9 protein-coding genes are annotated in these 11,548 nt (G+C 67.2%); all 9 read left to right on the top strand.

All coding sequences use genetic code 11. The features are described from left to right. Window positions 1-6: 6 nt before the first annotated feature. The 9 genes from CA982_RS05190 (at window position 7) to CA982_RS05150 (ending at window position 11,543) form a co-directional block, all read left to right on the top strand. A complete protein-coding gene (locus tag CA982_RS05190) occupies window positions 7-1,338 on the top strand; it encodes an acetyl-CoA C-acetyltransferase (RefSeq protein ID WP_086534275.1) in 1,332 nt (443 codons plus the stop codon). A gap of 306 nt (window positions 1,339-1,644) precedes the next feature. Beyond that, window positions 1,645-3,342 carry a VanW family protein gene (locus CA982_RS05185; RefSeq protein WP_244176135.1) on the top strand — a complete coding sequence of 566 codons (1,698 nt, stop codon included), beginning with the start codon at window positions 1,645-1,647 and terminating at the stop codon, window positions 3,340-3,342. Between the two features lie 63 nt (window positions 3,343-3,405). Further along, on the top strand, window positions 3,406-4,185 hold the full coding sequence (locus CA982_RS05180) for an SDR family NAD(P)-dependent oxidoreductase (RefSeq protein WP_086534273.1): 780 nt from the start codon (window positions 3,406-3,408) through the stop codon (window positions 4,183-4,185). A 9-nt stretch (window positions 4,186-4,194) separates the two neighbouring features. Next, window positions 4,195-4,632: a hypothetical protein gene (locus tag CA982_RS05175; RefSeq protein WP_086534272.1), complete on the top strand. Its 438-nt coding sequence runs from the start codon at window positions 4,195-4,197 to the stop codon at window positions 4,630-4,632. 143 nt (window positions 4,633-4,775) lie between these two features. Continuing rightward, a complete protein-coding gene (locus tag CA982_RS05170) occupies window positions 4,776-6,338 on the top strand; it encodes an SLC13 family permease (protein ID WP_086534271.1) in 1,563 nt (520 codons plus the stop codon). A gap of 74 nt (window positions 6,339-6,412) precedes the next feature. Further along, on the top strand, window positions 6,413-7,630 hold the full coding sequence (locus CA982_RS05165) for a glycerate kinase family protein (protein ID WP_086534270.1): 1,218 nt from the start codon (window positions 6,413-6,415) through the stop codon (window positions 7,628-7,630). 118 nt (window positions 7,631-7,748) lie between these two features. After that, entirely contained in the window at window positions 7,749-9,833 is a 2,085-nt protein-coding gene (locus CA982_RS05160) for a TerD family protein (RefSeq protein WP_086534269.1), read from the top strand. Between the two features lie 249 nt (window positions 9,834-10,082). After that, the gene (locus tag CA982_RS05155; RefSeq protein WP_244176134.1) at window positions 10,083-10,676 is read left to right on the top strand and encodes a hypothetical protein; all 594 of its coding nucleotides are present in this window, start codon (window positions 10,083-10,085) and stop codon (window positions 10,674-10,676) included. A gap of 117 nt (window positions 10,677-10,793) precedes the next feature. Beyond that, on the top strand, window positions 10,794-11,543 hold the full coding sequence (locus CA982_RS05150; RefSeq protein ID WP_244176133.1) for an LppU/SCO3897 family protein: 750 nt from the start codon (window positions 10,794-10,796) through the stop codon (window positions 11,541-11,543). The last annotated feature ends 5 nt before the right edge of the window (window positions 11,544-11,548 follow it).

Genomic DNA, 11,548 nt, shown 5'->3' with positions numbered 1-11,548 from the left:
ATCGACGTGGCCGAACAGTCCAACCCCGCAGCGAAGAAGTCCGCCGACGACAAGCGCGGTACCCGCACCGACCGTCCTGTCGCGATCCTCGGTGGCAACCGCATCCCGTTCGCACGTCAGGACAAGGCGTACGCGAAGGTCAGCAACCAGGAGATGTTCACCGCCGCACTCGACGGCCTGGTGAGTCGCTTCAGCCTGCAGGGCGAGCAGCTCGGCATGGTCGCCGGCGGCGCGGTCCTCAAACACGCGCGTGATTTCAATCTCATCCGCGAGTCGGTGCTGGGCTCGGCCCTGTCGCCGTACACGCCCGCCTTCGACATCCAGCAGGCGTGCGGCACCGGGCTGCAGGCCATCACGACGGTCGCCGACGGCATCGCCCGTGGCCGCTACGACGCCGCGATCGGCGGCGGCGTCGACACCACCTCCGACGCTCCGATCGCGGTCGGCGAGGGCCTGCGGCGTCAGCTGCTCGAGGTCAATCGGGCCCGCAGCACCAAGGACCAGCTCCTCGGTGCGGCGAAGTTGCTGACCAAACTCGGCATCGAGATCCCGCGCAACGGCGAGCCCCGCACCGGCATGTCGATGGGTGAGCACGCCGCCGTCACGGCGAAGGAGTTCGGCATCAAGCGCGCCGATCAGGACGAGCTCGCCGCGCGCAGCCACCAGAACATGGCCGCCGCGTACGACTCCGGCTTCTTCGACGACCTGATCACCCCGTTCCTGGGCCTGACCCGCGACCAGAACCTGCGCGGCGATTCCACCGCGGAGAAGCTCGCCAAGCTCAAGCCCGTCTTCGGTGTCTCCCTGGGCGACGCGACCATGACCGCGGGCAACTCGACGCCGTTGACCGACGGCGCGTCGACCGTGCTGCTCGCCAGCGACGAGTGGGCCGCCGACCGCGGACTGCCGGTGCTCGCCTACTTCGTCGACAGTGAGACCGCCGCGGTCGATTACGTCAACGGTCCCGACGGGTTGCTGATGGCCCCGACGTACGCCGTGCCGCGTCTGCTCGCCCGCAACGGGCTCACTCTGCAGGACTTCGACTTCTACGAGATCCACGAGGCGTTCGCGTCGGTGGTCCTCGCCACCCTGCAGGCATGGGAGTCCGAGGAGTACTGCAAGGAGCGCCTCGGCCTCGACTCCGCGCTGGGTTCGATCGATCGCAGCAAGCTCAACGTCCACGGCTCGTCGCTGGCCGCGGGCCACCCGTTCGCCGCCACCGGTGGACGGATCGTCGCGCAGGCGGCCAAGCAGATCAAGGAGAACGGTGGCGGTCGCGCATTGATCTCGATCTGTGCCGCCGGCGGGCAGGGCGTCACCGCGATCATCGAGGGCTGATCGGGCCGGGGCCGCATCGAACGCGATGTGGCCCCGGGATCCCGACAAGTGGGACGGATCGGCGACTGATCAGTCGATCCGTCTCACTTTCGTGGGACGAATGGGGGTACTTCGTCACATATTCGACAGAATCGGCCTCCCGGGGATGCCTCCGGCCGAAAAGTAGCGTAAATATGTCTATAGCTCCGGCTGCGCTGTCAGACCCCCGACCCGACAGCTCGGCCGGAGCGCCTACTTTCCCGACCGTAGTTCTGCGGCCACCCCCTGATCGGACCAGTCGTCAGTACGGCCCAGCTGCCAGCCACGATGGATGGAGTTGTGACCCCAGGCTCTCGCCGAGCACGATCCGCGCTCCGCGCAGTGCTCGCCGTCGTCGCAGTGATCACGCTCGTCCTCGCCGCCGAATTCGTGGCCACCCGCTCCGACTCCGCTCGCAACGCCGTCGTCGGCGGGATCGATGCAGGCGGTCGTGACTCTGCTCAGCTCACTCCCGTTCTCGACGAATTGACTGCGCGGTCGACGCAGCCGGTCGTCCTGCGGACGCCGGAGGGGTCGGCCGAGGTCGCCCCGGCTGACCTCGGACTCGCCTTCGACGCCGACGCGACGCGTGCACGCCTGCTCGAGCAGCCGCGCAATCCGCTCGTCCGCCTGGCCGCGCTGTTCGGCCGCGACGCCGACGTCGAACCGGTCGTCACCCTGGATCGAACCGCGATGAACGCCGCCCTCGATGTGCAGCGGGCGTCTCTCGAGAAGGCCGCCGTCGAAGGCGGCGTGCATTACGACGGAACCGCGCCGGTCGGGGACCAACCCGCAGCGGGCGAACGCATCGCCCGGGACGCGGCGGCCGCCACCCTCATCGACCGGTGGCTCGACGGCGCACCCGTCGACCTGCCGATGGAACCCTTCGCGCCGACCGTCAGCGCCGAGGTCGTGGCCGCAACCGTCGCCGGGCCGGCCGAACGCGTGACGTCGGCTCCCGTACGTCTCACCGATCGGCGGAAACGGACGGTCGAGGTACCGGCGGGCGACCTCGCGTCGATGCTGACCTTCGGTCCCGACGGACGCGGCGGACTCACCCCGCGAGCCGACGAGAAGGCGGCCCGCGAGCTCCTCGCCCCCGACCTCGATCCCTCGCAACGGGCCCCGGTCAGTGCGACGTTCAGCCTCGCGTCCGGCCGTCCGGCGGTGGTGCCCGGGGTCGACGGCGCATCGATCAACTGGCCCAAGACCCTGGCGGCCCTCGCGACGAGCGCGGCGGCCGACGGCGGCGACCGCACGGTCGACGTCGTCTACGACGAGGTGGAGCCGAAGCTCACGACCGACGCCGCCCGCAAGCTCGGCGTCACGGAACTGATCAGTGAATACACCACGGGTGGCTTCTCGAGCGCCTCCGGCGAGAACATCCGACTCGTCGCCGCAGAGGTCGACGGGGCGCTCGTCCTGCCCGGAAAGGTCTTCTCGCTCAATGGACACACCGGGCCGCGCGGATCGGAACAGGGGTACGTCGAGTCGACGATCATCGACCATGGGCGGGCGTCGAATGCGGTCGGCGGCGGCATCTCCCAGTTCGCGACGACCCTGTACAACGCGGCGTACTTCGCCGGGCTCGAGGATGTCGACCACACCGAGCACGCGTACTACATCTCGCGGTACCCCGAAGCGCGGGAGGCGACGGTCTTCGAGGGAGCCATCGACCTGAAGTTCCGCAACAACACGCGGCACGGCGTCCTGATCGAGACCAGCTGGTCGCCCTCGTCGGTGACCGTGAGGTTGTGGGGCACCAAGGCATTCGAGGTCGAGTCGGTGACTGGGGAACGGTTCGCGACGACCGATCCGCAGCGGGTCCGCGTCCCCCGCGGCGACGACTGCATCCCCAGCAGTGGGAGCAAGGGTTTCACGACGTCGGATACCCGCATCATCAAGGACGCGCGGACCGGCCGGGAGATCGACCGGTCCACCCGTACCGTCCGTTATGCACCCGAGCCGATCGTGAAGTGCGTCTGACCCCGAGGGGTGTTTCGCGGAGGGGCTTTACCGGGCGATAGAACGCTCGATAGGCTCCGAGTCGTGGATATCAATGGAGCTAGTGCAATCGTCACAGGTGGCGCGTCGGGTATCGGCGCAGCTGCGGCTCGCCAGCTGGCGGCCAAGGGTGCGAAGGTCATCGTCGCCGACCTCAACGCGGACAAGGGTGAGGAACTCGCCAAGGAGATCGGCGGTCAGTTCGTCGCCGTCGACGTGACCTCCACCGAACAGATCGAAGCCGCCGTCAACGCGGCCACCGAACTCGGCCCGCTGCGCGCGCTGGTCAACTCGGCCGGTATCGGCTGGGCCCAGCGCACCATCGGCCGCGACGGCGAGTTCGGCTCGGCGCACAACCTGGACGCCTACAAGAAGGTCATCGCGATCAACCTGGTCGGCACCTTCGACTGCATCCGTCTCGCCGCCACCGCGATGAGCCGTAACGAGCCGCTCGACGCCCACGGCGAGCGGGGTGCGATCGTCAACATGGCCAGTGTCGCGGCCTTCGACGGCCAGATCGGTCAGGCGTCGTACTCGTCGTCGAAGGGTGGCGTGGTCGGCATGACCCTCCCGGTCGCGCGCGACCTGGCGGCGGTGGGCATCCGCGTCAACACCATCGCCCCCGGTCTGATCGACACCCCGATCTACGGTGAGGGCGAATCGGCCGAGGCGTTCAAGGCCAAGCTCGGCGAGTCGGTCCTGTTCCCGCACCGTCTGGGCGCGCCGGACGAGCTCGCCTCCATGGTCGTCGAGCTGGTCACCAACAGCTACATGAACGCCGAGGTCATCCGCGTCGACGGTGGCATCCGGATGCCACCGAAGTAGTCAACAGCCATGATCGACGCCCGCCGCACCACCGGCGTGGGTCTGATCGGAGTGATTGCGGCCGTGCTGATCACGGCCGCGTGTGCCACCGAGACCTCGGGGACCGCTGTCCCCGAGGTCTCGCCGATCGCCCAGAAGACAACTGAATCCGCAGTGACCTCGACCGCGACGACCACGACTGCTCCCGCCCCGACCAGCCGGACCACCCGGCCGCCGGTGGGGGTTCCGCCGCAGGCGGGTGCGGCGACCGACCCGGACGAGATGACCTGCGGCACCTATCTGTCGCTCACCGATTCCGAGCAGATCGCCACGATCACCGCGTTCGCGGACCGGCACGGCAAGGAACTGGTCAAGAGCAACCCCAACAGTTACCTGTTGGTTCGCGCGTTCTGCGTGGGTGACCCCGACATGCTCCTCAAGGACAACCTTTTGCTGCAGGGCAGCTGACCGACGTTCGCGACGAGGACCGTCGAGGAGTAGACGCACCGCCGATCCGGTGGTGCGTCTGTCGTTGACGTGACCTGTTCCTGTGAAAGAACTTTCATCCGCGTCTCATGGAGATGTCACGGTGGGGCCCGATAGTTGTCGCCATGACCGCACCGCACACGATCGACCGAACCCGGGTTCACACGGGCCCGGTGACGAGGTACGCGACACGTCCGCCGGTCCGGCCGGTGGTGTCGCCGCCGCCACGGCGCGGCGTCCGCGATGTTCTCGGTGGGCTGCTGACACCCTGGGCTGCAGCAGGTCTCGTGGCGGTCGTGGTCGCCGGCGCGATCGTCGGTCACGCCGGCTGGTCGGGCCGGCTGTCGTCCGACGCCGTGGTGACGCTGCTCGTGTTCCTGATCGCGGTATGGGCGTGGATCTTCTCGCCCCTCGACGACACCTATGTCGCACTGGGTGGCGGAATCACACTGGTGATCGTCGGGATCATCGACGCCGACACCTTCGCGGGGACACTGGGTTCGGGTGTGATCTGGCTGCTGATCGGTGCTTTCGTGATCGCAGCCGCGGTCACGGCGTCGGGATTGTCGGCTCGGGTGTCGGCACGGGTCGTCCGTCGGGCCCGGACGCCGCGTCAGCTGGTCCACCTCATCACGGCTGCGCTGCTGCTGACCACGTTCGCAGTCCCGGCGACGTCGGGCCGTGCGGCTCTGGCACTTCCGATCTTTCTGGCTCTCGCCGCCGTCCTTCATGACCGACCGCGACTGGTGCGCTGTCTCGCGCTGGTCTTCCCGTTCGTCATCCTGTTCTCGGCGGTCGGATCACTGCTGGGCGCCGGAGCGCACCTCATCACCGCCGAGATCGTCCTGGCGGTAACCGGAACGGGCATCGGCTTTCTGCAGTGGGCGGTGTTGGGGGTGCCGCTGGCCGTCGTCTGGTCGCACCTCGCGGCGGAGGCCGCGCTGTGGCTGATGACCGATCACGCCGAACGAGCACGTCCGCTGTCGGTACCGCCGGCCGCCCTCGAGGCGACCGGGACGGCGACCTCCGGACCGCTCACGTCTACTCAACGACGGGTGTCCGTCATTCTCGGACTCGTTGTGGTGCTGTGGTGTTCAGAACCACTGCATGGTGTCGACCCGGCCATCGTCGCGGTGCTCGGCGCGCTGGCAGTGTCGGCGCCGGCGGTCGGCGCGACGACGCTGGGCGCGGCGCTGAAGACCATCCCGTGGACGCTCCTGCTGTTCATGGCCGCCACCCTCGCGCTGGGGAAGGCGCTCAACTCGAGTGGTGCCGCGGAGTGGCTGGCGGATCAGGCCTTCGGGTCCATCGCCGAGACCGGTCCCGCGGCCGCGATGGTGTTCGTCGTCGTGTCGGCGATCGTGTCGCTGCTCGCGCACCTGGTGATCCACTCCCGTTCGGCCCGTTCGGCAGTGCTGATCCCGATCATCGTGGTGACCGCCCCGGCTGTCGGCGTCGATCCAGCCGCAGCCGCCTTCCTGTCGACTGCGGCCGCGGGCTTCTGCATCACCCTCACGAGCTCGGCCAAACCGGTCGCCATGTTCGCCGCGAGCGCCGACGTACCGGGTTATCAACCGCGCCATCTGCTCACGATGTCGGCCTTGCTCGCACCGGTGTCGCTGGTGGTGCTCATCATCTTCGCGCGTTGGGTCTGGCCCTGCCTGGGCCTGCCCCTCCTCTCGTCCTGACCGTCGCGCCGCGACTGTCCGGAATGTGCCTACGGGCACGCGTCCCGCTGTCCGATCGATCAACAGGAGTACCGATGTCAGTCCGAGTTCCGCAACGAATCCTGGTCGCCCCGAGCGGTTTCAAGGAAAGCCTCGACGCCGTGTCGGTGGCCGGTGCCATCGCTGCAGGGGTGCGCCGCACACTTCCCGGGGTGCGCGTCGACATCGCGCCCATAGCCGACGGCGGCGAAGGTACGGCCCGCATCATCGCTGCGGCGGGCAACGGGCGCCTCCACGAACTGACCGTCTGCGGGCCGACCGGCGAACCGGTGCGGTCGCACTGGGCCGAAGTAGGCGTCGGCCGGAACCGGATCGGCGTCGTCGAGATGGCCGCTGCCGCCGGACTGGCACTCGTCCCGGCCGGACAGCGGGACCCGGGCGCCACCACCACCTACGGTGTCGGACAGTTGATCGTTGCCGCGCTCGACGCCGGTGTGTCGGCGATCCTCGTCGGCTGCGGCGATTCGGGCACGTGTGACGGCGGGGCGGGGGCGCTGCAAGCCCTCGGGGCCCGCGTTTCGGATCACGATCGGCGCGAGATCGGCCGCGGTGGAGCCGAACTCGTGCGCGCCGCATCTGTGGACCTCACCGGCCTGCACCCGCGGTTGCGCGAGGTCGAGATGGTGATCGCCGGCAATCCGCACAATGTCCTGACTGGGCCGAACGGTGTCGCCCGGGTGTTCGGTCCGCAGAAGGGGGCGACGCCTGCGCAGGTCGACTCGCTGGCGGCTGCGCTCGACGTCTGGGCCGACATCCTCCAGCGAGACGGGTTGGCCGACATCGACTATCGCCAGGGGGTGGGTACCGGGGCGTCGGGCGGCCTCGGCGCGGGACTGGCGGCAGTGGGCGGGAAGTTGCGGTCGCGGTTCGACGCCCTGCTCGACTCGGGGCTGTCCGGGATCGACCTCGACCATCGGATCGGCAAGGCGGATCTGGTGATCACCGCCGAGGGGTCGATCGACTTCCAGACCCCGCGCGGCAAGGTACCCGCCGAGGTCGCCCGCCGTGCCCAGTTGCGGGGTGTGCCGGTGGTCGCTCTGGCCGGTTCGCTCGGTGACGGCGCGCCGGCGGTCCACGACGTCGGGATCGGCGCGATCGCGTCGATCATCGCGGTGCCGATGCCGCTGTCGGAGGCCGTCGCCAACGGCGAGCAACTCCTCGCCGACGCCGCCGAGCGCACGATGCGGATGATCCTGCTCGGAGCCGCCGTTTCCGCGCGGGCGGGACAGCGGAAACGCAAGAAGGCGGTCTGATCGCCACGTCCGGGGTGGTGCGGGGACCGATCCCCCGATCAGTCGAATGAGCCTCGAATTCGACCCACTTGTCCGATTCGCCACACACCGACCAAGGTGTTGCCAATAGGTTGGCGAGGTGGAGCTTCGCGAGCTGTCCAAGGGTGGAAACGTATCTGTCGACGAAGTCGCCGGCGAAAACTCACCGCGGCTGGTGGTCGTCATCCAGACCGAAGCGGCCGCGGGGAAGGAGATCGGACTCGACGCCGGCATCCTCGTTCTCGGTGACGACGGACAAGTGCGGTCCAATGACGACCTGATCTTCTACAACCAGCCCACGGGGGTGGGAGGCGCTGTACGACTGGTCTCGCACGGGGTGCACGAGCAGGACCCGGATGGCAGTTCGTTCGGTCAGAAAGATGCCGTGGAGGTCGATCTCGCGCGCATACCCGATTCGGTCGCGCGAATATTGGTCACGGCCAGCACGGACCCTCGGACGGATGCCAGCTTCGGAGACGCCGCGCTCGTCAACATGTACGTCGCCCATGCAGACGAGCCGGATGCTCCGTTCGTCGTGCACGCAATGGAGGGTCTGTCGTCGGAACGCGCGCTGATCTTCGGCGAGATATATCGGCGCAACGATAACTGGAAGATCCGAGCCGTCGGTCAGGGCTACGACGGAGGACTCGAGGCCTTGGTTTCCGACCATGGGATCGAAGTCGACGACACCGAGTCTGTCGACGGCAGCCTGGATTCGTTCGGTGTCGACGAGGAACCGGACACGGAACAGAACGTTGCCGAGTCGGTCCCTGACGCAAGTTCGGCCGAGGCGGCTCTCGCCGCCGACACCGCGGTGCCGAGTGCTGACGACGCCGGGCGAGAAACTGCACCTCCACAGAGTGAGCCCGGTACAAAGGTCACGATCGGTCGAAAACGACGCCCGGCGCCGTTGCCGAAGGACTGGGCGTCGAGAACTCAGGCGTATCTACCTCGACATGTTGAGTCGGAGTGGAAGCGGGCGCGCCTCTTCCCATCTGCGGGCATCAAGTCGGCCGCCGAACAAGAGATGCGCACGACGTCCATTCTGCTGGCCACAATGGAGACGGTCCCCGAGTTCGGCCGCGCGGTCCTCAGCCAGACCGGAGCGCCGCGAGGACGTATCGAAGCATTCGCCGAAGTTCGATTCTCGATGTCGGGTGAGGAGGTGCGCCCGGATGGACTGATCAGGGTGAGTCGCGGTAGCAAGGTGTGGCGAGCACTTGTCGAAGTGAAAACCGGCCGGGCGGAGCTGACCGGGGATCAGGTCGGAACCTACCTCAAACTGGCCAAGGCGAAGTCGATGGACGCGGTTATCACGATAAGCGGCGACTTGATGGCGTCTCCCGACCTGCACCCCTTCGTCGTCGAGGCAAAACCCTCGAAGAATATTGTCCTGAAGCATCTTTCGTGGGAAGAGATCCTCGCCGAGGCAATGATCGTGCACGAGCATGTCGGCGTCGACGACAGGGTGCGAGCTCGTCTGCTCGAGGAACTCCTCTGGTACGCCGCCGACAGCCAGTCCGGTATGCGGACTTTCGACGACATGGGTAAGCAGTGGGTCAAGATCCGGGAAGCAGTCAAGAACAAGACTGTCGGCGCGTCGGACGACTCGACGTCGGACGTGTGCGACCGATTTGATCGTCTGGCTCGCCATGTTGCGCTGCGACTGGGCGCACTCACCGGTCAGAGGGTGACTGCGCAGTCGCCGGCGAGTCGCGTGGATACGGTCAGTCGTGCCCGGCAACTGGCTGACTCAGGGGAGCTGTTCGCGTTGTTGAAGGTCTCGGGCGCGGCTGGACCGGTGGCGATGCACGCCGATCTGGGCCGCGGGCGTATCGGCTGCTCGTTGAAGACCGCAGCACCGCGTACGGGACGAACCCAGACCAAGATCAATTGGCTGATTCGTCAACTTGCCGACGCGCCCGACGATCTGCGGATCACGGCGCATCATGCGGGAAGTCGGGTCGAGTCGACCGCGGCGTTGCTGAAGGACATACGCGCAGACGCGACCTCTGTCATGCCCACCGACGGCCGCGACATCCGTGAGTTCACGGTGACCATGGAGTCGTCGATGGGGTCTAAGCGGTCTGGCAGCGAAGGTGGATTCGTGACGGCCATGGTTCTCCTGACCGCGACCTTCTATGCAGACGTGGTGGAGCGTGTGCGGTCTGGACGGGACGTCTGAACAGCGGAGCTGATCCACCGGACCCGCAGGCATCCCGTCGGGCCAGCAAATCCAACAGTGGATACGGCGGTCAGCGATCGCGAGGTTCGGGATAGTCCTCGCGGCGTGACCAATTCGCCATATCAGTCGGGGGACCCGCGATTCGGACCACAACCCCCGCCAGGGCAGTACCCTCCGCACCCGGGTTTTCAACCGCCGACTCAGCCGTACGGGGCTCCGCCTCCATACGGAGTTGCGATTCCCGGAGGCATGTACCCGCCAGGACCGCCGTTCCCGCCGCCGCGGAAGAAGAAGCGCACAGGGCTATGGCTCCTGCTCGGCGCCGTCGTGGGATTGGTCGTGTTCGCAGTCGGGGGACTCGGCCTCCACCGACTTGGTGACTCCATTCCGCCCAGCACAGTGGTGGTCAGCAGCGATGACGTCTCCGTCGGCGAGTGCGTCCAGGTAGAAGCACGGCAGGCATCGCTTGTCGTCAAACGAGCCTCGTGCTCCGGCTGCGGGTTCCGGTATGTCGTTGCATCGGTGTCCGTCGGCAAAGAGATCTGCGGTCCCGAGTACGCGAAGTTCTGGTTTTCGAGCAAGTACCCGTCTGCCAACGGTGCGCTGTGTCTCGCGGAGGTCTTGCACCCTGGCAGCTGCTACTACATCTCGGCCGCGACCGAAGGTCTCGCCATAGCCGAGACTCGCGAGATCGACTGTGCGAAACCAGTTGTGATACCTGGCGCAACCAATATTCGGGTCAATTCGAAAACGGCGGGCAAACCGACCTGCCCCGAAAGTCAGTCCGAGTACTTCATCCCAAGACCGACCCCCACCGGTTACTGCCTCACCTTCCTCGAGTAACACCTCGCCGACCAAAGAACTTCACTTCGACTACTGGACTTCGATCGAAGTGCATGAGTCGAGTCGAGGTTCGCCGGTGCACTGGACGTACCGGTGGGGGCCGGTAGTCTTCGCGGCGTGACCAACTCGCCATATCAGCCGGGGGACCCGCGATACGGGCCACAACCACAGCCCGGGCAGTACCCACCGCAGGGCGGGTTCCCGCCGCCGAATCACCCCTACGGTGCTCCGCCGCCGAATCAGGTGCCCTACGGAGCGCCACAGCCGTATCCGGGTGGCCCCGGCCCGGGCGGGATGTACCCGCCCGGGCCGCCGTTCCCGCCACCGCCGAAGAAGAAGCGCACCGGATTGTGGGTCGCACTGGGCGTCGTGGGCGTGCTGTTGCTGATCGTGATCGCCGGTGGCGTGGCAAAGGTGTTGGTGTCGTCGGCACAAGGTGGTGGGATCTCGGACGTCAGTGACGTCGAGGCGGGCGAGTGCATCGTAGTGACGGCCAAGCCGGACACGCTCGACGCCAAGGAAGTGTCGTGTGGTGACACCGACTTCCACTACGTCGTCGCGGAGAAGTCCATCACGCAGGGATTGTGCGGCGCCAACTACTCGCGCTACTGGGTGGCGGGCCAGGATGGTGCCCTGTGCCTTGCGCCGGTGTACCAGGAGGGGCGCTGCTACTACCTGCCGTCGGCGACCGGCGGGACTGCACTCGCCGAGATCCGTGAGATCGAATGCGATGCACCGGTTTCCGGCGGTACGAACATCCGCGTCGACACCAAGGCGTCGGGTGAGCCCGAATGCCCCGGCTCGGACGGCAGCTATTTCGCGGAGAAACCGCGGCCGGTCGGGTACTGCTTCAGCGCCATCGAGTGACCTGC

Source organism: Gordonia lacunae (genome assembly GCF_002149015.1).
In the GTDB taxonomy this organism is placed as follows: Bacteria; Actinomycetota; Actinomycetes; order Mycobacteriales; family Mycobacteriaceae; genus Gordonia; species Gordonia lacunae.
Note: the sequence above shows the minus strand (reverse complement) of the source record. Positions and strands in the feature narration are given on the sequence as shown.